Below are 22586 nucleotides of genomic sequence, written 5' to 3'. Positions count from 1 at the left end.
TTCAGCCGTCCATCCGCGGTCCGCCGGTCTCGGTGACCAGGACGATGTCGGTGATCCCCGCCGCGTTCAACGCGCCCATGATCTGGACCACGCGAGCATAGGGGATGGTGCCGTCGGCACGCAGGAACACCCGGCCCGACTGCCGTTCCGCCAGGATTGTGCGCAGCGTCGTCACGACCTGCTCGTCCGCCACCGGCTGGTCCATGATCGTCAGCGACCCCTCGACCGGGATCGACACCATCAACGGCTCTTCGTCCTCGTTGGGGACCGCGTTGGCGGCGGTTTCGGGCAGGTTCAGCGGAACGCCCGCCGTCATCAGCGGCGCCGCGACCATAAAGATGATCAGCAGCACCAGCATCACGTCCACGAAGGGCGTGACGTTGATCTCGGACATCGGCAGGTTGCGCCGACGGCCTTTGCTGCGGACGCGCTTGACGACCCCGGATGCCATGTCAGGCCTCGTCCATCTGGCGCGACAGAAGCGTCGAGAACTCGTCCGAGAACGCCTCCCACCCGCCGGTGATGCGTTCCGCGTCGCCCGACAGCTTGTTGTAGAAGACGACGGCCGGGATGGCCGCGACCAGGCCCAGGGCGGTTGCCAGCAGGGCCTCGGCGATGCCCGGCGCCACGACGGCCAGGCTGGTGTCCTGGGTCAGGGCGATGCCCTCGAATGCGGACTTGATGCCCCAGACGGTGCCGAACAGGCCGATGAAGGGCGCGGTCGACCCCACGGTCGCCAGGAAGGACAGGCCGCGGAACAGGCGCTGTTCCTCGCGCTGGATGGCCACGTTCATGGCCCGGTCGATGCGCCCGATGCCGCCCGCGATCAGCCGCCCGTCATCGCGGTGGCTGCGGCGCCATTCGGTCATGCCCGCGGAAAAGATCCGTTCGGACGGCCCCTTGGGGCGGTCGCCAAGCCGGTCATAAAGATCGTCCAAGGGCTCTCCGGACCAGAAGGCGCGGTCAAAGCGGGCGGCCTCCTTGCGCGCCTGCGCAAAGGTCAGGAACTTCTGCACGATGATCGCCCAGGACCAGAACGAGGCCGCGATCAGCATGATCATGACCACCTGCACCGTCAGCGAGGATCGCCAGAACAAAGCCACGGCCGAAAAGTCGATGGCCTCGGCGGCCTGAATGGGTTCCATGGTCTACTGCCTCATCATCAGGGGCCGCAACTGCCCCCTGGCAGCCCGGCGTTGCGGCCTGTTACCCTGTAATTGCCACGGGTTTCAGCCCCCGCGGCAACACAATGGCGTCAATTTTCATCAACCTGCGTCCGTGTTGCCGCATCCGCGCGGCAGAAGCCACGGGTTCAGCCCTCCGGCAGCGCCCGCGCCAGGGCGGCGGGCAGGCGCACGGGACGCCCCCGCCCGTCCAGGCTGACGATCGTCACCCGCGCCGAAAACAGCACTTCATCGCCGCGCAGCACCTGCTGGTCGACCACGATCCGCGCGGCCGTGGCGTGCGACAGGTCGGTGACCACGGTCAGCAGGTCGTCGAAGCGCGCGGGGCGCAGATAGTCGGCCTCGATATGGCGGACGGCAAAGACGTGGCCCGACGTCTCCTTCATGCGCATCTGGTCGATTCCGGTGGCACGCATCCATTCGGACCGCCCCCGCTCGATGTATTTCAGATAGTTCGCATAATAGACGATCCCGGCCAGGTCGGTGTCTTCGTAATAGACGCGCAATGTCAGGTGATGGCTCATGGGGGCCAAAATACGCGCGATCGGTCCCGTCCGCAATCAGACGTCGAACAGCGTCGCCTGACCGGTGGGGACCGGCATGTCCAGGCCCAGATGGCGCCAGGCCCCCTGGGTCAGCATGCGCCCGCGCGGGGTGCGCGCGACCAGGCCCTGCTGCAGCAGATAGGGCTCGATCACCTCCTCGATGGCGTCGCGGCTCTCGGACAGGGCGGCGGATAGCGTCTCGACACCCACGGGTCCGCCTGCGTAATGCTGCGCCATCTGCGTCAGGTACCGCCGGTCAGCCCCGTCCAAGCCCAGATCGTCCACCCCCAGCCGGTTCAGCGCAATATCGGCGATCTCGCGCGTCAGGCGGCCGTTCCCCTCCACCAGCGCGAAATCGACCACGCGGCGCAGCAGCCGGCCCGCGATGCGGGGCGTGCCGCGGGCGCGGCGCGCGATCTCCAGCGTCCCTTCGGGATCGGCGCTGATCCCCATCAGCCGCGCGCCGCGTTGCACGATCAGGTCCAGTTCCGCGATCTCATAGAACTGCAGCCGGGTCGGAATGCCGAACCGGTCGCGCAGCGGCGTGGTCAGCAGGCCAAGCCGCGTGGTCGCCCCCACCAGCGTGAAGGGCTGCAGCTCGATCCGCACGGTGCGTGCGGCCGGGCCCTCGCCGATCACAAGATCCAGCTCGAAATCCTCCATCGCGGGGTACAGGATCTCCTCGACCGCGGGGTTCATGCGGTGGATCTCGTCGATGAACAGGACGTCGCGCGCCTCGAGGTTGGTCAGGATCGCGGCCAGGTCCCCCGCCCGCGCGATGACCGGCCCGGATGTCATGCGAAAGTTCACCCCCAGTTCGCGCGACATGATCTGCGCCAGCGTGGTCTTGCCCAGTCCCGGGGGACCGAAGAACAGCGTGTGGTCCATCGCCTTGCCGCGCATCTTGGCGCTTTCGATGAACACCTTCAGGTTCGCGCGCGCCTCGGCCTGACCCACGAATTCGGACAGGTTCTGCGGCCGAAGCGCGCGATCCTCGACATCGCTGTCCAGCTTTTCGGGGCGCAGGTCGGGGTCCGGCCCGGTCATCCGCGGCCCCAGGGCGTGCGCGGCGCGGCGCCGGTGCGGGGGATGCGGCTTGGTCCGGCGGCGGGGGCCGGGTCACGCGGGGCCGTGCCATCCATCGCCATCAGCCGGGCGATCCGCTCCTCGGTCGGGGGGTGGGTGGTGAACAGCCGGTCGGCCCGCATCGCGTGCAGCGGGTTGATGATGAACATCGCCGCCGCGGCGGGGTTCTTCTCGGCCGGCAGGTTCACGCTGCGCCCCGCCGCCTGCGCGATCCGGCTCAGCGCTGAGGCCAGCGCCCGCGGCTTGCCGCTGATCTGCGCGCCGGTCGCATCCGCCTCGTATTCCCGCGCACGAGAAATCGCCATCTGCACCATCATCGCGGCCATCGGCGCCAAGATCATCGCCAGAATGCCGCCGATCATGCCGCCCCGCCCCTCGCGGTTGCCCGCGAACAGCATCATGTTCCCCATCATCGCGATGGCGCCGGCCATGGTCGCGGTGACGGTCATGGTCAGCGTGTCGCGATGCCGGATATGGGCCAGCTCATGGGCGATCACGCCCTCGATCTCCTCGGTGGACAGGTGGTTCAGCAGCCCCTGCGTCACCGCCACGGCGGAGTTCTGCGGATTGCGCCCGGTGGCAAAAGCATTGGGTTGCTGGGTCGGCAGCAGGTACAGCTTGGGCATGGGCATCTGCGCGCGCTCGGCCAGCCGCGCTGTCATCGCGTGCAGTTCGGCCCCCTGCTGGGGCGACAACTCGACCGCCCCCTGCTGACGCAGGACCATCTTGTCGCTGTTCCAATAGCTAAAGAAGTTCATGCCCCCCGCGATCACCAGCGCCATCACCGCGCCGCCCGATCCGCCCAGCATCCAGCCCAAGGCCATGACCAGCGCGGTCAGCGCCGCCATCAGCATGAAGACCTTGACGTTTCCTGCCATGTTCAGACCTCCGGTTCAGTCCTTGGGCGCCAGCAGACGCAGCGCCGCGCGGATCAACGCGGGCATGGCCGCCGCCGGTTCCCGCGCCTGCGCCTCGGCCACGGCGGATGCCGCCTCGGACGGACCATAGCCCAGATTGGTCAGCGCCGACAGCGCATCCGCCATCGCCTGACCCTGATGCGCGCCGGTCGCGGGGGCGGGGGCATCGGCGCGACCGCGCGCGGATGCCGTGGAGGGGCCGGGCTCGATGCCCGGTTCCTCCGCATGACCGCCCGCGGCAACGTCCCCCGCGTCGATGGTCAGCGCGCCGCCCAGGGCCATGACCGACGGCGCCTTGTCCTTCAGTTCCAGCACGATCCGCTGCGCCAGCTTGGGACCGACCCCGTTCGCCTTGCGAACCGACGCCCAGTCCCCCAGCGCGATCGCCCGGCCCAGCCCCTCGGGGCCCAGCGTGCTCAGGATCGCCAGCGACACCTTGGCACCGACCCCCTGGACCGACGTCAGCAGCCGGTGCCACTCCTTGTCCAGCATGGTCGGGAATCCGAACAGCTGCAAAAGATCCTCGCGCACCACCAGTTCGGTATACAGCGCCGCCGCCTGCCCCACCGGCGGCAGCCCCGCCGCCGTCCGCTCGCTGACATGCACGATGTATCCCACGCCCCGCACGTCGATCAGCACGTGATCGCGCGCCCGGTGCAGGATGACCCCCGCGATCCGCCCGATCATGCCGCGCCCCGCTTGGGCGTGGCGACCCGCAGCGACCGTCCCTGCAGATGACGGGCGTGACAGATGGCGATGGCCAGTGCATCCGCCGCGTCCGCGCTGTCGAAGACCGCCCCGGGCAACTGGATGCGGACCATGTGCTGGACCTGCTCCTTGCCCGCGTGACCCACGCCCACGACGGTCTTCTTGACCGCGTTGGGCGCGTATTCCCCGACCGATATCCCGGCCTCGGCTGGCGCCAGCAGGGCCACGCCCCGCGCCTGCCCCAGCTTCAGCGTCCCGGTCGCGTCCTTGTTGACGAAGGTCTGCTCGACCGCGGCCTCGTCGGGGGCATGGGTCGCGATGACCGCGCACAGGCCCCGGAACAGGACCGACAGCCGCGCGCCCAGATCCTGCGCGCCGTCCGAATGGATGGTGCCGTTGGCGATGTGACGGATGCGCGATCCGTCCACCTCGATCATCCCCCAGCCCATGTTCCGCAAACCGGGATCGATACCCAAGACCTTCATGCTGCCCTCTTTTTTCCGATTGCTAGCACGAAGCGCGAACATCTGGCTAGGGGCATGCCGCGGCGGGGCATGGGTATTCGAACGACAAAGACGCCCGGCTCACTCCTCGACCACGTCCAGCACGCCGGGCACCGCGCGCAGCGCCTGGCGCGCCGGGGTGGTCAGGGGGGCGTCGTTGGCGACCTCGATCTCGATGATCTCATCGCCCTCGCGGATGCGCAGGCGGATCGGGCCGCGCGACCGGGGCGGCACGATGATGTCGGTGCGGATGCGGGTCAGCACCTCGACCAGGCGCGGGATCGTGTCGGCGCCCTGCATCTCGACCGCAAGGCAGCCTGCACCCGCGTCGGCCACGGCGTCCTCCAGCGCGGTGACCGAATTGGCCAGCATCTTGACCTGATCGCCCGACGGCTCGACCTTGACCTGCAGCACGACGCTGGCGCCCGGTTCCAGCTTGTCGCGGCTGGCGGTCAGCAGGTCCGAGAACACCGTGACCTCATACAGCCCCGTAGGGTCCGACAGGCTGACGAAGGCATAGGCGGTGCCCTTGGCGGACTTGCGCTCCATCCGCGCGGCGACCGTGCCCGCGATCTGGGCGACTAGCGGGCCGTTCAGCGCGTCCTGGCTGATCTCGGCCAGGGTCATCACCTTCTTGCGGCGCAGGGCCGGCAGATAGTCGTCCAGCGGATGCCCGGACAGATAGAATCCGACGGCCTTGTGCTCCTCTCCCAGCTTCTCGGTCGGCAGCCAGATGCCCGACAGGGGGGCACGCGGCGGCGGCAGATCCTCTCCGCCCCCGAACAGCGACGTCTGGCTGGAGGCGGCCTGGCTCTGGACCGCCGCCGACCAGGCGACCAACCCGTCCAGCGACTTCATCACCCGGGCGCGGTTGTCGTCCAGCCCGTCGAAGGCGCCGGCGCGGGCCAGCATCTCCAGCGGGCGCTTGCCCACCCGCTTCATGTCGGTGCGCCGTGCCAGGTCGTGGATGTCGCGGAACGGCTGGTCCGCGCGCGCATCGTGGATCAGGCGCATCGCCTCCAGGCCCACGCCCTTCAGCGCGCCCAGGGCATAGTGGATGCGCCCCGGCCCCACGGTGAAAGTCGGCGCCGAGCGGTTGACGCAGGGCGGCACGATCTCGATCCCCATCCGATCGCATTCACGTTTGTAGACGGCCAGCTTGTCGGTCAGGTGGATGTCGCAGTTCATCACCGCGGCCATGAACTCGACCGGGTGGTTCGCCTTCAGCCACGCGGTCTGATAGCTGACCACGGCATAGGCGGCCGCGTGCGACTTGTTGAAGCCGTAGTTGGCGAACTTTTCCAGCAGGTCGAAGACCTCTCCGGCCTTCTTGTCGGGCACGCCGTTGGCGACCGCGCCCTTGACGAACTTGGGCCGCTCCTTGGCCATCTCGGCCGCGATCTTCTTGCCCATCGCCCGGCGCAGCAGGTCGGCGCCGCCCAGCGAATAGCCCGCCATGACCTGGGCGATCTGCATCACCTGTTCCTGATAGACGATGATGCCCTGGGTCTCGGCCAGGATGTCGTCGATGGTCGGGTGGATCGATTCCAGGTCGCGCAGGCCGTTCTTGACCTCGCAATAGGTCGGGATGTTCTCCATCGGGCCGGGACGGTACAGCGCCACCAGCGCCACGATGTCCTCGATGCAGGTGGGCTTCATGCGGCGCAGCGCGTCCATCATGCCGCTGGATTCCACCTGGAACACCGCGACCGTGCGCGCGCTGGCGAACAGGTCATAGCTGGCCTTGTCGTCCAGCGGGATCAGGTTGATCTGGTTTTCTGTCCCCGGCGCAGGGTCGTACAGCTGCCGCCCGTCGGCGGCGATGTGCAGCGGACGGCCCTGACCGTTGATCAGGTCGACCGCATTCTGGATCACCGTCAGCGTCTTGAGGCCCAGGAAGTCGAACTTGACCAGGCCGGCCTGCTCCACCCATTTCATGTTGAACTGGGTCGCCGGCATGTCGGATGCCGGATCACGGTACAGCGGCACCAGCTGGTCCAGCGGCCGGTCCCCGATCACCACCCCCGCCGCGTGGGTGGAGGCGTTGCGATAAAGCCCCTCCAGCTGTTCGGCGTAATCCAGCAGGCGGGCCACCACCTCCTCGCGCGCGGCCTCGCGCAGGCGCGGCTCGTCGGCGCGGGCCTTGGCGATACTGACGGGTTTCACGCCCTCGACCGGGATCATCTTGGACAGGCGGTCCACCTGGCCGAAGGGCAGCTGCAGCACGCGGCCCACGTCGCGCACCGCAGCCTTGGAAAGCAGCGCGCCGAAGGTGATGATCTGGCCCACCTTGTCGGCCCCGTACTTGCCCTGCACGTAACGGATCACCTCCTCGCGGCGGTCCATGCAGAAGTCGATGTCGAAATCCGGCATGCTGACCCGTTCGGGGTTCAGGAACCGCTCGAACAGCAGGTTGTAGCGCAGGGGGTCCAGGTCCGTGATGGTCAGCGCATAGGCGACCAGCGATCCGGCGCCCGACCCGCGGCCGGGTCCGACCGGGATGCCCTGTTCCTTGGCCCAGTGGATGAAATCGGCCACGATCAGGAAATAGCCGGGAAAACCCATCTGCTCGATGATGCCCAGTTCGAAATCCAGACGCGCGGTGTATTCCTCGACCGTGACCGCGTGGGGGATGACCTTCAGCCGCTCGGCCAGGCCGGCATGGGCCTGGCGACGCAGTTCGGTCACCTCGTCATCGGCGAACCGGGGCAGGATCGGCGCGTGCTTGGACACCGCAAAGGCGCAGCGGCGGGCGATCTCGACGGTGTTCTCGATCGCCTCGGGCAGGTCGGCGAACAGGACCGCCATCTCTTCGGCGGACTTGAAGTAATGCTGGGGCGTCAGGCGGCGACGGGGCTGGGACTGGTCGACATAGGCCTTCTCGGCGATGCAGATCAGCGCGTCATGCGCCTCGTACATGGTGGTCTTGGGAAAATAGACATCGTTCGTCGCCACCAGCGGCAGACCCTTGGCATAGGCCAGGTCGACCAGACCGCCTTCGGACGCGGCCTCGGCGGCCATCAGCTGGCCGTTCTCGCCGGGATGGCGCTGCAGTTCGACATAGAGCCGGTCGCCGAAGGACGCCGCCAGCCGGTCGGCCAGCGCCTCGGCCTTGGGCATCTGGCCCTGCGCGATCAGCAGGCCCAAGGGACCCGTCGCGCCCCCGGTCAGGCAGATCAGCCCCTCGGCCTTGGCGCACAATTCGTCGACCGTCACATGCGGCAGCGCCCCGCCCTCGCGCAGATAGAGGCAGGTGGACAGCGCCATCAGGTTCATCCACCCCGCCTGGTTCTGTGCCAGAAGGACGACCGGCCCGGTGGCCTCGGCCATCAGTGTCACCTGACAGCCGATAATGGGCTGGATGCCCTTGTCGCGGGCCTTCACGCTGAATTCCAGCGCGGCGAACATGTTGTTCGTGTCGGTCAGCGCGACCGCCGGCATGCCCGCCTCGAAGGCAAGGCTTGGCAATTTGCCTACGGGAATGGCACCTTCCAGCAACGAATGCTCGGAATGTGTGCGAAGATGGATGAATCGGGGGGATTTTGCGGCCATGATCGGGACAGTATCGCAGCGTGACCAAACAGTGCAATTGCGCGGCTGCCGAATTGCGGTCTAAGCAGGTCAGGAATTTGACCAAGGGGACAGAATTGACCGACATGCCCGTGTTCCGCGCCAGGGGTCTGGGCAAGTCCTATCCCGGCGTCCGCGCCAATGACGACGTGTCGTTCCACGTCATGCCCGGAGAGATCCACGCCCTGCTGGGCGAGAACGGCGCGGGCAAGTCGACGCTGGTCAAGATGATCTATGGGCTGGTGCGCCCCGATGACGGGCAGATGTGGCTGGGCGACGGCGCCCATGCGCCCTCCGATCCACGGGCGGCGCGGGCGGCGGGTGTGGCGATGGTGTTCCAGCATTTCAGCCTGTTCGACGCGCTGACGGTCGCCGAGAACATCGCCCTGGGGATGGAGAACCCGCCGCCGCGGCGCGAACTGTCGGCGCGCATCACCAAGGTCAGCCATGATTTCGGCCTGCCGCTGAACCCCGCGCGGCGCATCGTCACCCTGTCAGCCGGCGAACGCCAGCGGGTCGAGATCATCCGCTGCCTGCTGCAGAACCCGCGCCTGTTGATCATGGACGAGCCGACCAGCGTGCTGACCCCGCAGGAGGCCGAGCTGCTGTTCGCGACCCTGCGCAAGCTGGCGGCGCAAGGCACTGCGATCCTGTACATCAGCCACAAGCTGGACGAGATCCGCAGCCATTGCGACCGCGCCACGATCCTGCGGCACGGCAAGGTCGTCGACAGCTGCGACCCCCGCGCCCATTCCGCCCGCAACCTGGCCGCGATGATGGTCGGCGGCCAGATGCGCCAGATCGACCGCAGCGGTCGCCAGCCCGGCGCCGTCCTGCTGGAGGTGCGCGCCCTGTCCCAGCCCGCTCCCAATGCCGAGGGCACGGCGCTGAAGGACATCGCCCTGTCCCTGCGGGCCGGAGAGATCCTGGGCATCGGCGGCGTCGCCGGCAACGGCCAGGAGGAGCTGCTGGCCGCCCTGTCGGGCGAGGTCCGCAGCGCGCCCGGCACCGTCACGCTGGAGGGCGCGGACCTGTCCGCCGCCGGCCCCGAACCGCGCCGCGTCAAGGGCCTGCTCAGCGCGCCCGAGGACCGGCTGGGCCATGCCGCCGTCCCCGATTTCAGCCTGACCGAGAATACGCTGCTGACGGCGGGCAGCCGCAAGTCCCTTGTCCGAGGCGGGCTGATCGACCACAGGGCCGCGCGCGACTATGCGCTGGCGGTGATCGACGGGTTCGACGTCCGCACCCCCGGCCCCCATGTCGCGGCCCGCGCCCTGTCCGGCGGCAACCTGCAGAAATTCGTCATCGGCCGAGAGGTCATGCAGAACCCGCGCGTGCTGGTCGTGAACCAGCCCACCTGGGGCGTGGATGCGGGGGCAGCAGCCAGCGTGCGGCAATCGCTGCTGGACCTGGCCCGCCAGGGCGCGGGCGTCATCGTCATCTCTCAGGATCTGGATGAGCTTTTGGAACTGTCCGACCGTTTCTGCGCCTTGAACGAAGGCCGCCTGTCGCCCCCCGTGCCCACCGACGGCCTGACGCTGGACCGCATCGGGCTGATGCTGGGCGGCGCGCATGGCATGGAAGAGGCGCATCTATGATCACGCTGATCCCGCGCCAAAGCGCCTCGACCGGCTGGCAGGTCGCGACGCCGGTCATGGCCGTGCTGGCCACGATGATCGCCGGCGGGCTGCTGTTCGCGATGCTGGGGCATGACCCGGTCGCGGCGATCCGCACGATCTTCTGGGACCCGCTGTTCGGCCCTGCCGCCGGCTATTCCCGGCCGCAGCTGCTGATCAAGGCCGCGCCGCTGATCCTGATCGCCTCCGGGCTGGCCATCGGCTTTCGCGCCGGCATCTGGAACATCGGGGCCGAGGGGCAGTACATCATCGGCGGCATCACCGGCGCCGCAGTCGCCTTGGCGCTGTACCCGCTGGAAGCATGGTGGCTGTTTCCGCTGATGGTCGCGGCCGGACTGGCCGGGGGCTGGGCCTGGGGCATGATCCCCGCGATGCTAAGGAACTGGTTCGGTGCATCGGAAATCCTGGTGTCGCTGATGCTGGTCTATGTCGCGCAGCGGATCGCCGCATGGATGGCCTTCGGCCCGATGCGCAACCCGCAGGGCATGGGCTTTCCCGGATCGCGCAACCTGCAGCAATACCCCTCGGCCGCGAACCCCGAGCTGATCGCCGGGACCGGCGCGCATTGGGGCGTCGTGGCCGCCGCCGCCGCGGTCCTGGCCACGTGGTTCCTGATGAGCCGCCACATCCGCGGGTTCCACATCCGCGCCGCCGGCACCGCGCCCCGTGCCGCGCGGTTCGCGGGCGTGCGGCCGCAGACGCTGGTCGCTTTCTGCCTGGGCCTGTCGGGCGCGCTGGCCGGTGCCGCGGGCCTGTTCGAGGTCGCGGGCCCCGCGGGCCAGATCACCGACAAGCTGGGCGTGGGATACGGGTTTACCGCGATCATCGTGGCGTTCCTGGGGCGGCTGCATCCGGTGGGCATCCTGCTGGCGGGACTGCTGCTGGCGCTGACCTATATCGGGGGCGAACTGGCTCAGCTGACCATGTCGCTGCCCGCCGCGACCGTGCAGGTGTTCCAGGGGATGCTGCTGTTCTTCCTGTTGGGCTTCGACGTCCTGACCCGCTATCAGATCCGCAGAAGGCGCACCGCATGATCGACCCCCTGTCCGTCTTTCTGCTGCTGATCTCGGCATCGACCCCGATCCTGTTCGCCGCCCTGGGCGAACTGGTCGTGGAACGCGCGGGCGTCCTGAACCTGGGGGTCGAGGGGATGATGATCACCGGCGCGCTGGCCGGTTTCGCCGCTGCCTATGCCAGCGGCAATCCGTTCCTGGGGTTTCTGGTCGCGGCCGTGGCGGGGGCGGCCATATCGCTGCTGTTCGCGGCGCTGACGCAGCTGTTCCTGGCCAACCAGGTCGCATCGGGCCTGGCGCTGACCCTGTTCGGCCTGGGCCTGGCCGCGATGTTCGGCAAGCCGTTCGAGGGGGTCAAGGCGCCGCCCATGCCCATTGGGCCGCTGCGCATCAACTGGATCGTGTGGCTGGGGCTGGCGATGGTGCCGGTCGTCTGGTGGTTCCTGAACCGCACGCGGCGCGGCCTGGTCCTGCGCGGCGTCGGAGAGAACCACGAGGCCGCCCACGCCCTGGGCTATGACGTGCGCCTGACCCGTCTGGCGGCCATCGCCTTTGGCGGCGCGATGGCGGGGATCGGCGGGGCGTTCATCTCGATCGCGACGGTCCTGCAATGGACCGAGGGGATGACCGCCGGGGCGGGCTGGATCGCGCTGGCGATCGTGGTCTTCTCGAACTGGACGGCGGCGGGCGTCCTGGCGGGGGCCTGGCTTTTCGGCGGCGTCACCGTGCTGCAGCTGCGCCTGCAGGCGGCGGGCGTGCAGGTGCCGGTGCAGCTGCTGTCGATGGCGCCCTATCTGGCGACCATCATCGTGCTGGTGGCCATCTCGGCCCGCCAGAAATACTCGCGGCGCGCGGGGGCGGCTGCCCCTGGCTCGCTTGGGACCAACTTCCACGCGCTGCGGTAGAACCGCGGCCATACCAACCAAGAGGGATACCATGAACCGCAGACATCTTCTGGCCACGGCCGCCGCCCTGATGACAGCGATGGCCGCCCCGGCCATGGCCCAGGACGAGCCGCTGAAGGTCGGCTTCATCTATGTGGGCCCCGTGGGTGACGGCGGCTGGACCTATCAGCACGACCTGGCTCGCCAGGCCGTCGAGGCCGAGTTCGGCGACCGCGTCGAGACCACCTTCATCGAGAGCGTGCCGGAAGGCGCCGACGCCGAACGCGCCCTGACACAGCTGGCCCTGGCCGGGAACGAGCTGATCTTCGCGACCAGCTTCGGCTTCATGGACCCGGTGATGAACGTCGCGGCCAAGTTCCCCGACATCAAGTTCGAACATGCCACCGGCTACAAGACCGCCGAGAACGTCGCGACCTATGACGCGCGCTTCTACGAGGGTCGGGCGGTCATCGGCACCATCGCGGGCCGCATGACGGAATCGAACAAGATCGGCTATATCGGGTCCTTCCCGATCCCCGAGGTGATCCAGGGCATCAACTCCAGCTTCATCCATGCCCGCAAGGTGAACCCGGACGTGGAGATGCGCGTCGTCTGGGCCTACAGCTGGTTCGACCCCGCCAAGGAGGCCGAGGCCGCGTCGGCGCTGTTGGCCGAGGGCGTGGACGTGATCCTGCAGCACACCGATTCGACCGCGCCCCTGGCCCAGGCCCAGCAGGCAGGCGCCATCGGATTCGGTCAGGCCAGCGACATGGCGGCGTTCAAGCCCAGCCCGCGGGTGGCCTCGATCATCGATGAATGGTCGCCCTACTACATCAAGCGCGTCGGCGCGGTGCTGGATGGCACCTGGGAAAGCGGGTCCAGCTGGGCAGGCATCGGTGACGGAGAGGTCGTGATCGGAGAGATCACCGACGCCGTCCCCGCCGAGGTCAAGGCAGAGGCCGAGGCCCTGCGCGACGCCATCGGCGCGGGCGAATACCACCCCTTCACCGGGCCGCTGAACAAGGCCGACGGCACCGTCTGGCTGGCCGAGGGAGAGACCGCCAGCGACGCGGACCTGCAGTCGATGAACTTCTACGTCGAGGGCATCACCGCCCAGATCCCGCAGTAAGCGGCCCTGACCCACACCCTGCGCGCCCCGGTCCGAAACGGCCGGGGCGTTCGTCGTTCCGGCGACATCCCGCGCAGGCCCGGCCGCGATGATGACATCCGGCCGCGACCCCGGCGATACTGTGCGCGACCGATACCGGAGGCCGCCTGATGCGCCTGCTTGCCCTGACCGCCCTGCTGCTGTCCACCGCCCCTGCCCTGGCGCAGGACGCCGACGCGCTGCTGGCGCGCTTCCTGCGGGACCGGGGCGAGGATATCGACGCCTGCTTCACCGACATGCCACAGATGCGCGACGACCAGCGCGATGCCGATTTCCGGGGTGCGACGGACGCCCCGGTGCCCCTGCGGCGGCTGGTGGTGGCCTTCGACGCATCCGGGTCAATGGCGGGTGCGCTTGGCAGCGACACCAAGATGGCGGCGGCACGGCAGGCGGTCGAAGCCCTGCTGGACGACCTGCCTGATGACGTGATCGCCAGCCTGGTGGCCTTTGGCCATCGGGGCACGAACGATGATGCCGGTCGCGCCGCCAGCTGTGCGGGGGTCGAGACCCTGGTGCCTGCCACCGACAACACCACGGCGCTGAAGGCCGCGGTGCAGGCGCTGGAACCGGCGGGCTGGACGCCCTTGGCCGATGCGCTGGCCGCCGCCGGGACGCAGCTGTCGCCGTCAGACGCAGTGGGCGAACAGGTCGTCTATGTCGTGTCGGACGGAGAGGAGACCTGCGGCGGCGATCCCGTGGAACAGGCCCGCGCCCTGCATGACGGCAACATCCGCGCCGTCGTCAACATCCTGGGCCTGGACCTGCCCGCCGACGAACGCGCCCAGCTGGAGGCCGTGGCCCAGGCCGGGGGCGGCCTGTTCACCCCCATCACCACGCAAAGCGAACTGGCGCGCGAGATCGAGGAGAGGCGTCGCTGGAACGCCAACAGCTTCGAGATGCTGAGAACCAACAACCAGGCGTCGATGACCCAGCTGCGCAATTCCAACGCCGCCGGAGGTGCGCTGCTGCGGCTGGACAACTGCATCGGTGGCCGTTCGCTGCGCGAGAGCAACCGGGTGCGTGCCTGGTCACGCGACCAGGATCTGACCCCCGACCAGCAGGCCGCGCTGCGCGCCGCGCTGACAGCCGCGCATGACGCCCATGACGCCCGCGCGGCAGAAATCCGCAGCACGCTGGAGGCCGCGCGCGACGGCGCAAACCAGGCCGTCCAGGATCAGCGCGACGCCGACGCGGCCGAGTTCGAGACGGTGCGTTAACCCATCCGCTCGCTGGCATAGCTGCCGGGCGACGGCGGGAAGACGACAGTCTTGGCCGCGTTCAGGAAGACCCGGCCGTGGATATGGGCATGGACCGCGCGGGCCAGAACCTGAGCCTCGACGTCGCGGCCCAGGGAGACATAGTCGCCGGGGGACTGGGCATGGGTCACGCGGACCGTGTCCTGTTCGATGATCGGGCCCTCGTCCAGGTCGGCGGTGACGTAATGGCTGGTCGCGCCGATCAGCTTGACGCCCCGCTCATAGGCCTGCTTGTAGGGGTTCGCGCCCTTGAAGCTGGGCAGGAAGGAGTGGTGGATGTTGATGATCCGCCCCGACATCTGCTGGCACATCCGGTCCGACAGCACCTGCATATAGCGCGCCAGCACGACCAGCTCGGCCCCGGTCTGGTCGATGATCTCCATCTGACGGGCCTCGGCCTCGGCCTTGTTCTCGGGCGTGACGCGGATCATGTGGAAGGGGATGTCGTGGTTCACGACGACCTTCTGGTATTCGTGGTGGTTCGACACGACGCCCACGATCTCGATCGGCAGGGCACCGATGCGCCAGCGGTACAGCAGGTCGTTCAGGCAGTGCCCGAACCGGCTGACCATGATCATCACCTTCTTCTTGACGGCATCGTCGGTGATCTCGACCTCCATGCCGAAGCGGGTGGCGATGGGCGCGAAAGCCGCGCGCAGGCTCTCCAGCGTCGCGGCCCCTTCGGAGCGGAAGCTGACCCGCATGAAGAACCGCCCCGTCTCGACATCGTCGAACTGGGCGCTGTCGGTGATGTTGCAATCCGCATCTGCCAGCGCGCCGGAAATCGCCGCGACGATGCCGCGGGTCGAGGCGCAGGTCACGCGCAGGGTGAAGGTCTTCATATGGGGTCCCCGTTTTGCCGATGGCGCGAACGCCACCGGCATTTCAACGCATTGCCCGCGAAGGGCAATCACGTTTGCGACGGCGGGGGGCCGCCCGCGACATCAGGCGGCCTGCATTAGGCCGCCGGCAGCCGCGCCTCGACCATGCCCGCATACCAGCTGGAGCCCGCCGGGATCGCGTCGTCGTTGAAATTGTAGGCCGGGTGATGAACCATCGCCGTGTCGCCGTTGCCGACCCAGATGTAGGCGCCGGGACGTTCGTTCAGCATGTAGCTGAAATCCTCGCCGCCCATCATCGGCTGCATGTCCATGTTCACCCCGCCCGAGATGTCGCGCGCCACGTCGGCGGCCCATTCCGTCGCCTGCGGGTCGTTCATCGTGACCGGATAGCCACGCTGGTAATCGACATCGGCGCGCGCGCCCATCGCGGCGGCGATGTTGGTGGCGACGCGCTTGATCCCCTCCTCCAACTGGTCGCGGACCTCGGGGGCCAGGCTACGGGCGGTGCCCTTCAGCTGGACGACCTGCGGGATCACGTTATGCGCCGTCGAATCCGTCGACACCACGCAGACCGAGATCACCGCGTTCTTCAGCGGGTCAATGTTGCGCGCCACGACCGACTGCAGCGCCACGACGATCTGGGCGGCGGTCAGGGTGGTGTCGATGCATTCATGGGGCTTTGCGGCATGGCCGCCCTTGCCTGTCACGGTGATGTCGAACTGATCGGCCGCCGCCATCATCGCGCCGGGCCGGATCGAGAACTGGCCCACCGGCATGCCGGGCATGTTGTGCATGCCATAGAACTCGTCGATCTTCCAGCGGTCGACCAGACCGTCCAGCACCATCGCCTCGCCCCCGGCACCGCCTTCTTCCGCGGGCTGGAAGATCACGATGGCGGTGCCGTCGAAATTGCGCGTCTCGGCCAGATACTTGGCCGCACCCAGCAGCATGGCGGTGTGGCCGTCATGGCCGCAGGCGTGCATCTTGCCCGGCGTCTTTGACGCGTATTCCACGCCCGTCTGCTCGATGATCGGCAGCGCGTCCATGTCGGCGCGCAGGCCCACGACGCGGCCCTTGCTGTCGGTCCGGCCCTTGATGACGCCGACGACGCCCGTGCGGCCCACGCCCTCGGTCACTTCGTCACAGCCGAATTCGCGCAGCAGGTCGGCCACGCGGCCCGCTGTGCGGTGGACGTCGTACAGCAGTTCGGGATGTTCGTGGAAATCGCGGCGCCAGGCGGTGATTTCGGGCAGCAGTTCGGCAAAGCGGTTCTTGACGGGCATGGTTGTCTCCTTCGGGCGCAGGGTGGCGATTTCCTGCACGATCTGCAAGAGGGGCCAGGGGCACCCCGCCACGCCCTGCCCGAAAAGCGATCAGCCGTGGGTGACCGGATCGACCAGCACGCGGTGCCCCGGCGCGACCTCTCGGTAGACGGACGGCCTGGCCACGTAATCGACCGGGTGCATGGGCGACGGGATGGGCTTGAAGCTCAGATCCTCGGTGATCTTCTTCTGGCGCGGGTCGGCCACGGGCACCGCCGACATCAGCTGGCGGGTATAGCTGTGCTGGGGGTTCTCGAAGACCTGCCGGCGGGTGCCCAGTTCGACGATGCGGCCCAGATACATCACGCCCACATGGTGGCTGACGCGTTCGACGACGGCCATGTCATGGCTGATGAACAGCATCGAAATGCCCAGGTCCTGCTGCAGCTCCATCAGCAGGTTCAGCACCTGCGCCTGGACCGACACGTCCAGCGCCGACACGGCCTCGTCCGCGATGATCAGCTTGGGGTTCAGCGCCAGGGCGCGGGCGATGGCGATGCGCTGGCGCTGGCCGCCCGACATCTCGTGCGGATAGCGCCGCATGAAGCTGCGCGGCAGTTCCACCCGGTCGAACAGGGCGGCGATGCGGTCCTGGCGTTCGGACTTGCTGCCGATGCCATAGTTCTCCATCGGCTCTGCGACCTGGTCGTAGAGCTTCATGTGCGGGTCCAGGCTGGCGAACGGGTCCTGAAAGATCATCTGCATGTCGCGGCGCGACTTGCGCAGCGCGTTCGCAGACAGGCCGATGATGTCGGTGCCGCCCAGATCGACCGTGCCCGATTCGGGCTCGACCAGGCGCAGGATCGACCGCCCGCAGGTGGACTTTCCGCAGCCGGATTCGCCAACCAGCGACAGCGTCTCGCCGGCGTTGATGGTAAAGCTGACATCCTCGACCGCGTGCACCCGCGCGACGGTGCGGCGCAGCAGGCCGCCCTTGACCTTGAACCGCGTGGTCAGGTTCTTGACCGTCAGCAGCGGCGTGGGGTTGGCGACGACAATGGGTTCGGGGGCGCCGGTCGATCCGTCGCTCATCAGGCGCAGGCGTTCGGGGGCGGCCTTGCCGGTCATCTCGCCCAGGCGCGGGACGGCGGCCAGCAGCATCTTGGTGTAATCCCGCTGAGGATTCTCGAAGATCTGCTCGACCGGGCCTTCCTCGACCTTCTCGCCGCGATACATGACCACCACGCGGTCGGCCATCTGGGCGACCACGGCCATGTCATGGGTGATGAAAAGGACGGCAATCTGCTTTTCCCGCTTCAGCCGGTCGATCAGCGCCAGGATCTCCGCCTGGATCGTCACGTCCAGCGCTGTCGTGGGCTCGTCGCAGATCAGCAGGCGAGGCTCGCAGGCCATGGCGATGGCGATCACGACGCGCTGGCGCATGCCGCCCGACAGTTCGTGCGGATACTGGTCCAGCCGGCGTTCGGGTTCGGGAATGCGGACCTGGCGCAGGATCTCCAGCGCGCGGGCGCGGGCCTCGGCCTTCTTCAGGCCGCGATGGGTGATCAACCCCTCGACCAGCTGGTCGCCGACGGTGAAGACCGGGTTCAGCGCGGTCATCGGCTCCTGGAAGATCATGCCGATCTGGTTGCCGCGGATGTCGCGCATCGCGGCGCTGTTCTGGCGGGCCAGGTCGACGACCTTGCCGTCATCCTGTTCGAACATCAGCTGGCCGCCCGCGATGGTGCCCCCGCCGAATTCCACCAGCCGCATCAGCGACAGCGAGCTGACCGATTTTCCCGACCCGGATTCGCCCACCACGCAGACGCATTCGCCCGGCTTGATGTTGAAGCTGACATCCTTGACGCCGACCACGACCCCATCGTTGGTTTCGAATTCGACCCGCAGTTTCTCAATGGAAACAAGAGGTTTGTCGTCAAGCATCTGGGGCCCCCGGGAAAGATCAAGCCAGCAGGCTAGCCATTGCCCGGGGAAAGTCAAAGCCCAAACGCATGTGCGATGGGTCTTGCCTTTCGCAGAGGCTTCGTTTGATGATGCGCGCATTCCGCAGGGACGATGACAACACGAACAACCACCCGGACAATCGGGGACGCGACAAGACGATCAGCCCCCGAATGGCTGAAGGTGGCGTGGAACCCCCCGCGGGCCGCAACACCCAACAGGAGAGTGTAATGAAACTGAGAACCGGTCTGATGGGCGCCGCCGCCACGCTGGCGATGGCCCCTGCCGCTTTCGCGGAACGCGGCAGCGACGGCCAGCTGAACATCATCATGTGGCAGGCCCCGACCCTGATGCACCCCTATCTGTCGGGCGGCACCAAGGAAGTCATCGCCGGCAGCCTGGTCCTGGAACCGCTGGCGGGCTACGACACCGAAGGCCAGATCTATGCGCGCCTGGTGACCGAGATCCCGTCGCTGGAGAACGGCGGCATCGCCGAGGACCTGACCTCGGTCACCTGGAAGCTGCGCGACGACGTGAAATGGTCGGACGGCACGCCGCTGACCGCCGATGACGTCGTCTTCACCGCCGAATACTGCATGGACCCCGAGGGCGGCTGCGCGCAGCTGGCCAAGTTCGAGGGCATCACCGCGGTCGAGGCGGTCGATCCGCAGACCGTCAAGGTCACCTTCGATTCGCCGCGCGCCGACCCGTTCTCGGCCTTTGTCGGATCGCAGTCGCCGATCCTGCAGAAGGCCCAGTTCGAGGCCTGCAAGGGCGTGAACGCGCCGACCTGCACCGACCAGAACTTTGGCCCGATCGGCACCGGCCCGTTCCGCGTCACCCAGTTCCTGACCAACGACACGATCAGCCTGGAAGCGAACCCGGAATACCGCGACGCGGCCAAGCCCGCCTTCGCGACCGTGCTGGTCAAGGGTGGCGGCGATGCGGCCGGCGCCGCGCGGTCGGTCATGGAGACGGGCGAGTTCGACTATGCCTGGAACACCCAGCTGGCCCCAGACGTCATCGCCGGCATGGAGGCCGCGGGCCGCGGCAAGGTCTCGGCCGCCTTCGGCACACTGGTGGAACGCATCCACGTCAACCTGACCGACCCGTCGTCGTCGCTGCCCGAGGGCGAGCGTTCGACCGCCGCGCATCCGCATCCGTTCCTGTCGGACCCGGCGGTGCGCAAGGCGCTGTCCATGGCCATCGACCGCGCCCTGCTGGTCGAGATCGGCTATGGCACGTCGGGCCAGCCGACCTGCAACTATGTCCCCGCCCCCGAGGCCTGGGCGTCCGACAACACCGAATGCCTGACCCAGGACATCGCCGGTGCGAACGCCCTGCTGGACGAGGCAGGCTGGACGATGGGCGGCAACGGCGTGCGTGAGAAGGACGGCGTGCAGCTGAACATGGTCTTCCAGACCTCGGTCAACGCGGTCCGCCAGGACTTCCAGGCGCTGATCAAGCAGTGGTGGTCGGAAATCGGCGTCCAGACCGAACTGAAGACGGTCGACGCGTCGGTGTTCTTCGGCTCGGATGCGGGCTCGCCCGACACGCTGCAGAAGTTCTATGCCGACGTCGAGATGTATGCCGACAACTTCGACGGCAACAACCCGGCGCCCTACCTGTCCAAGTGGACCTGCGATAAGGCGCCCTCGCCCGCCAACCAGTGGCAGGGCGAGAACATCAGCCGCTTCTGCGACCCGGAATACGACCGCATGGTCGACGAGATCGAAGGCATCGTCGATGCCGACGAACGCGCCGCCATGGGCCGGACGATGAACGACATGCTGACCAAGGACAGCAACGCGATCATCCCGCTGGTCTATCGCGGCACGGCCTCGGCGCATTCGAACACGCTTGGCGGCGTGCAGCTGAACGCCTGGGACAGCGAGATCTGGAACGTCGCGGACTGGACCCGCGTCGAACAGTAATGCATCCTGCCGCCCTGGCCCTGCGCCGGGGCGGCGCCCCTCTCTCAGGGGCCCGCGGGCGCGCGGGACCGTGACGGGGGGACACAGATGCCCAGAAACCACCGGATCGAGGCACCATGCTGAGTTTCACCATCCGCCGGCTGCTGCTGGCCATTCCGACATTGCTGTTCATCTCGCTGGTGATCTTCCTGCTGCTGGAAGCCTCGCCCGGCGATCCCTTGGGCGACGTGCCCCTGACCGTGCCCCCGGAGGTCCGCGAACGCATGCGTGCGGCCCTGGGCCTGGGCGAGCCCTGGCCAGTCCGCTACCTGCTGTGGCTCAAGCAGTTCTTCTGGGTCGAGCCGCTGTACTGGACCGACCAGTGGTTCGGCACGAACTTCAGCGACGGCGCCCAGCGCATCATCAGCTTCCAGTCGCGCAGCCCCGTCTTCGACGTGATCGCCCAGCGCGTGCCGCAGACCCTGACCGTGGTCGGCATGTCCTATCTGGTGGGCATCCTGATCGCGATCCCCATCGGGATCATCTCGGCCTACAAGCAGTACAGCTGGTTCGACCAGATCGGCACCTTCGTGTCGATGATCGGGTTCTCGATGCCCACCTTCTTCACCGGCGTCGTGCTGATCATCATCTTCGCGGTGAACCTGCAGTGGTTCCCGTCGGTCTATGACACCACGCTGCAGGTCGACGACTGGGCCAGCTTCAAGCAGCAGGCCCGCCAGATGGTGATGCCCGTGACGGTGCTGGCACTTTACAACGCGGCGCAGATCAGCCGCTTCATGCGCTCGTCCATGCTGGACAACCTGGGCCAGGACTATGTCCGCACCGCCCGCGCCAAGGGCCTGTCCGAGCGCGTCGTCGTGTTGAAGCACGTCTTGCGCAACAGCCTGATCCCGGTCGTGACCGTGATCGCGCTTGGCCTGCCGGCGGTGTTCGGCGGCGCCATCATCACCGAACAGGTGTTCAAGGTGAACGGGCTGGGACAGCTGCTGATCACCTCGATCCACGGCAACGACATCCCGATGGTCCTGACGCTGACCTTCATCTTTGCCATCCTGATCGTCGTCTTCACCCTGATCGCAGACATCCTCTATGGGGTGCTGGACCCGAGGATCCGCTATGACTGACCCCAAATCCCCCGACGACCTGCGCGCCGCCGCAGGCAACGCCGCCGTCCCCGCCGCCGCCAGCCCCCCGGTCGTGCCCCCCCAGGGCGCGGTCGAGACCCGCAGCCAGTGGTCCGACGTCTGGCGCCAGTTCCGCAGCCACCGCGGCGCGATGGTGGCGCTGGTGCTGTTCGTGGCGATCATCCTGTTCGTGTCCGTCGGACCGCTGATCTGGACGATCGACCCGACCTATGTGGACATCCGCGCCCGCAACTCGGGCTTTTCCGCGGCCCATCCCCTGGGCACCGACCAGCTGGGCCGCGACCTGCTGGCGCGCCTGATGGCGGGCGGCCAGGTGTCCATCGCCGTCGGCCTGACCGCGATGATCATCGCGATCTTCCTGGGCAGCCTGATCGGCGTGATGTCGGGCTACTTCCGCCGGCTGGACGCGCCGCTGATGCGCCTGACAGAGCTGTTCCTGGCGCTGCCGCTGCTGCCCTTGCTGCTGCTGATGGTGACCTTGTTCCGCGAGCCGCTGTCGCAGACCTTCGGCCCGGCGCTTGGCATCTTCTTCCTGATCGTGACCGCCATCGGCGCGACCAGCTGGATGCAGGCCGCCCGCATCGTACGCGGCGAGGTGCTGGGCCTGAAGGAACGCGAGTTCATCCTGGCCGCGCGGTCCATCGGCACGCCATCGCACCGCATGATCACGCGCCACATCCTGCCCAACGTGCTGTCGCCGATCATGGTGGCCGCGACCCTGGGCATTGCCACCGCGATCATTACCGAAAGCGCGCTGTCCTTCCTGGGCCTGGGCTTTCCGCCCGACTTCCCGACCTGGGGACGGCTGCTGTTCGACGCCGTGGACCAGATGGTGCTGTATCCCTGGCGGGTGATCTTCCCCGGCTTGCTGATCTCGCTGACGGTGCTGTGCGTGAACTATATCGGCGACGGGCTGCGCGACGCCATGGACCCCCGCATCCGGGGGCGCTGACGGAAAAGGGGGGCCAAG

The 22586-nt window shown here is 67.8% G+C and carries 19 protein-coding genes; 8 read left to right on the top strand and 11 right to left on the bottom strand.

Annotated features, from left to right (window positions below; genetic code table 11):
* Window position 1: 1 nt before the first annotated feature.
* From SY26_RS16390 to dnaE, 8 genes are all read right to left on the bottom strand, one after another.
* Window positions 2-451: an ExbD/TolR family protein gene (locus SY26_RS16390; protein ID WP_046001374.1), complete on the bottom strand. Its 450-nt coding sequence runs from the start codon at window positions 449-451 to the stop codon at window positions 2-4.
* Between the two features lies 1 nt (window position 452).
* Window positions 453-1145, bottom strand: coding sequence for a protein TolQ (gene tolQ / locus SY26_RS16385; RefSeq protein ID WP_045981459.1), 693 nt, complete (start codon window positions 1143-1145; stop codon window positions 453-455).
* Window positions 1146-1312: 167 nt separating this feature from the next.
* Window positions 1313-1708, bottom strand: a complete 396-nt coding sequence (gene ybgC, locus SY26_RS16380) for a tol-pal system-associated acyl-CoA thioesterase (protein WP_046001373.1) — start codon at window positions 1706-1708, stop codon at window positions 1313-1315.
* A 36-nt stretch (window positions 1709-1744) separates the two neighbouring features.
* Window positions 1745-2776, bottom strand: a complete 1032-nt coding sequence (gene ruvB / locus SY26_RS16375) for a Holliday junction branch migration DNA helicase RuvB (protein ID WP_045981457.1) — start codon at window positions 2774-2776, stop codon at window positions 1745-1747.
* Window positions 2773-3693: a zinc metalloprotease HtpX gene (htpX, locus tag SY26_RS16370; RefSeq protein WP_046001372.1), complete on the bottom strand. Its 921-nt coding sequence runs from the start codon at window positions 3691-3693 to the stop codon at window positions 2773-2775. Before htpX ends, ruvB begins: the two co-directional genes overlap by 4 nt.
* A gap of 15 nt (window positions 3694-3708) precedes the next feature.
* Window positions 3709-4419, bottom strand: a complete 711-nt coding sequence (gene ruvA / locus SY26_RS16365; protein WP_046001371.1) for a Holliday junction branch migration protein RuvA — start codon at window positions 4417-4419, stop codon at window positions 3709-3711.
* On the bottom strand, window positions 4416-4925 hold the full coding sequence (gene ruvC, locus SY26_RS16360; protein WP_045981454.1) for a crossover junction endodeoxyribonuclease RuvC: 510 nt from the start codon (window positions 4923-4925) through the stop codon (window positions 4416-4418). The genes ruvA and ruvC overlap by 4 nt, the downstream gene beginning before the upstream one ends.
* 99 nt (window positions 4926-5024) lie before the next feature.
* On the bottom strand, window positions 5025-8495 hold the full coding sequence (dnaE, locus tag SY26_RS16355; RefSeq protein ID WP_046001370.1) for a DNA polymerase III subunit alpha: 3471 nt from the start codon (window positions 8493-8495) through the stop codon (window positions 5025-5027).
* A 104-nt stretch (window positions 8496-8599) separates the two neighbouring features.
* Between dnaE and SY26_RS16350 the strand changes: the two genes are divergently transcribed.
* The 5 genes from SY26_RS16350 to SY26_RS20050 all read left to right on the top strand — a co-directional run bounded on the left by SY26_RS16350 (window position 8600) and on the right by SY26_RS20050 (window position 14432).
* Window positions 8600-10111, top strand: coding sequence for an ABC transporter ATP-binding protein (locus tag SY26_RS16350; RefSeq protein WP_176695110.1), 1512 nt, complete (start codon window positions 8600-8602; stop codon window positions 10109-10111).
* On the top strand, window positions 10108-11184 hold the full coding sequence (locus tag SY26_RS16345) for an ABC transporter permease (protein WP_046001368.1): 1077 nt from the start codon (window positions 10108-10110) through the stop codon (window positions 11182-11184). The genes SY26_RS16350 and SY26_RS16345 overlap by 4 nt, the downstream gene beginning before the upstream one ends.
* Window positions 11181-12068 (top strand): ABC transporter permease, encoded by an 888-nt coding sequence (locus SY26_RS16340; protein WP_045981450.1) that lies wholly within the window; start codon window positions 11181-11183, stop codon window positions 12066-12068. The genes SY26_RS16345 and SY26_RS16340 overlap by 4 nt, the downstream gene beginning before the upstream one ends.
* Window positions 12069-12099: 31 nt before the next feature.
* Entirely contained in the window at window positions 12100-13176 is a 1077-nt protein-coding gene (locus SY26_RS16335) for a BMP family ABC transporter substrate-binding protein (RefSeq protein ID WP_046001367.1), read from the top strand.
* Window positions 13177-13325: 149 nt separating this feature from the next.
* Window positions 13326-14432 carry a VWA domain-containing protein gene (locus tag SY26_RS20050; protein ID WP_052715333.1) on the top strand — a complete coding sequence of 369 codons (1107 nt, stop codon included), beginning with the start codon at window positions 13326-13328 and terminating at the stop codon, window positions 14430-14432.
* On the opposite strand, the gene purU is transcribed toward SY26_RS20050, so the two are convergent.
* From purU to SY26_RS16315, 3 genes are all read right to left on the bottom strand, one after another.
* Window positions 14429-15313 carry a formyltetrahydrofolate deformylase gene (gene purU, locus SY26_RS16325; RefSeq protein ID WP_046001366.1) on the bottom strand — a complete coding sequence of 295 codons (885 nt, stop codon included), beginning with the start codon at window positions 15311-15313 and terminating at the stop codon, window positions 14429-14431. The genes SY26_RS20050 and purU overlap by 4 nt on opposite strands.
* Before the next feature lie 116 nt (window positions 15314-15429).
* Window positions 15430-16596, bottom strand: a complete 1167-nt coding sequence (locus tag SY26_RS16320; RefSeq protein ID WP_045981468.1) for a M20 aminoacylase family protein — start codon at window positions 16594-16596, stop codon at window positions 15430-15432.
* A gap of 90 nt (window positions 16597-16686) precedes the next feature.
* Window positions 16687-18519, bottom strand: a complete 1833-nt coding sequence (locus SY26_RS16315) for an ABC transporter ATP-binding protein (protein ID WP_046001365.1) — start codon at window positions 18517-18519, stop codon at window positions 16687-16689.
* Between the two features lie 248 nt (window positions 18520-18767).
* On the opposite strand from SY26_RS16315, the gene SY26_RS16310 reads away from it, so the two are divergent.
* The 3 genes from SY26_RS16310 to SY26_RS16300 all read left to right on the top strand — a co-directional run bounded on the left by SY26_RS16310 (window position 18768) and on the right by SY26_RS16300 (window position 22568).
* Entirely contained in the window at window positions 18768-20471 is a 1704-nt protein-coding gene (locus tag SY26_RS16310) for a peptide ABC transporter substrate-binding protein (protein WP_046001364.1), read from the top strand.
* Between the two features lie 116 nt (window positions 20472-20587).
* A complete protein-coding gene (locus SY26_RS16305; RefSeq protein WP_045981444.1) occupies window positions 20588-21595 on the top strand; it encodes an ABC transporter permease in 1008 nt (335 codons plus the stop codon).
* A complete protein-coding gene (locus SY26_RS16300) occupies window positions 21588-22568 on the top strand; it encodes an ABC transporter permease (protein ID WP_045981443.1) in 981 nt (326 codons plus the stop codon). The genes SY26_RS16305 and SY26_RS16300 overlap by 8 nt, the downstream gene beginning before the upstream one ends.
* The last annotated feature ends 18 nt before the right edge of the window (window positions 22569-22586 follow it).

This window comes from Paracoccus sp. 228 (assembly GCF_000967825.1).
Lineage (GTDB): Bacteria > Pseudomonadota > Alphaproteobacteria > Rhodobacterales > Rhodobacteraceae > Paracoccus > Paracoccus marcusii.
Note: the sequence above shows the minus strand (reverse complement) of the source record. Positions and strands in the feature narration are given on the sequence as shown.

Excerpts from the sequence above, each read along its gene's own strand:
- ybgC (WP_046001373.1), bottom strand. The coding sequence starts at position 1,708 with ATGAGCCATCACCTGACATTGCGCGTCTATTACGAAGACACCGACCTG.
- htpX (WP_046001372.1), bottom strand. The coding sequence starts at position 3,693 with ATGGCAGGAAACGTCAAGGTCTTCATGCTGATGGCGGCGCTGACCGCG.
- SY26_RS16310 (WP_046001364.1), top strand. The coding sequence starts at position 18,768 with ATGAAACTGAGAACCGGTCTGATGGGCGCCGCCGCCACGCTGGCGATG.
- ruvA (WP_046001371.1), bottom strand. The coding sequence starts at position 4,419 with ATGATCGGGCGGATCGCGGGGGTCATCCTGCACCGGGCGCGCGATCAC.
- SY26_RS16345 (WP_046001368.1), top strand. The coding sequence starts at position 10,108 with ATGATCACGCTGATCCCGCGCCAAAGCGCCTCGACCGGCTGGCAGGTC.
- SY26_RS16320 (WP_045981468.1), bottom strand. The coding sequence starts at position 16,596 with ATGCCCGTCAAGAACCGCTTTGCCGAACTGCTGCCCGAAATCACCGCC.
- SY26_RS16335 (WP_046001367.1), top strand. The coding sequence starts at position 12,100 with ATGAACCGCAGACATCTTCTGGCCACGGCCGCCGCCCTGATGACAGCG.
- dnaE (WP_046001370.1), bottom strand. The coding sequence starts at position 8,495 with ATGGCCGCAAAATCCCCCCGATTCATCCATCTTCGCACACATTCCGAG.
- SY26_RS20050 (WP_052715333.1), top strand. The coding sequence starts at position 13,326 with ATGCGCCTGCTTGCCCTGACCGCCCTGCTGCTGTCCACCGCCCCTGCC.
- SY26_RS16350 (WP_176695110.1), top strand. The coding sequence starts at position 8,600 with ATGCCCGTGTTCCGCGCCAGGGGTCTGGGCAAGTCCTATCCCGGCGTC.
- ruvC (WP_045981454.1), bottom strand. The coding sequence starts at position 4,925 with ATGAAGGTCTTGGGTATCGATCCCGGTTTGCGGAACATGGGCTGGGGG.
- SY26_RS16300 (WP_045981443.1), top strand. The coding sequence starts at position 21,588 with ATGACTGACCCCAAATCCCCCGACGACCTGCGCGCCGCCGCAGGCAAC.
- SY26_RS16340 (WP_045981450.1), top strand. The coding sequence starts at position 11,181 with ATGATCGACCCCCTGTCCGTCTTTCTGCTGCTGATCTCGGCATCGACC.
- SY26_RS16390 (WP_046001374.1), bottom strand. The coding sequence starts at position 451 with ATGGCATCCGGGGTCGTCAAGCGCGTCCGCAGCAAAGGCCGTCGGCGC.
- ruvB (WP_045981457.1), bottom strand. The coding sequence starts at position 2,776 with ATGACCGGGCCGGACCCCGACCTGCGCCCCGAAAAGCTGGACAGCGAT.
- SY26_RS16315 (WP_046001365.1), bottom strand. The coding sequence starts at position 18,519 with ATGCTTGACGACAAACCTCTTGTTTCCATTGAGAAACTGCGGGTCGAA.
- SY26_RS16305 (WP_045981444.1), top strand. The coding sequence starts at position 20,588 with ATGCTGAGTTTCACCATCCGCCGGCTGCTGCTGGCCATTCCGACATTG.
- purU (WP_046001366.1), bottom strand. The coding sequence starts at position 15,313 with ATGAAGACCTTCACCCTGCGCGTGACCTGCGCCTCGACCCGCGGCATC.
- tolQ (WP_045981459.1), bottom strand. The coding sequence starts at position 1,145 with ATGGAACCCATTCAGGCCGCCGAGGCCATCGACTTTTCGGCCGTGGCT.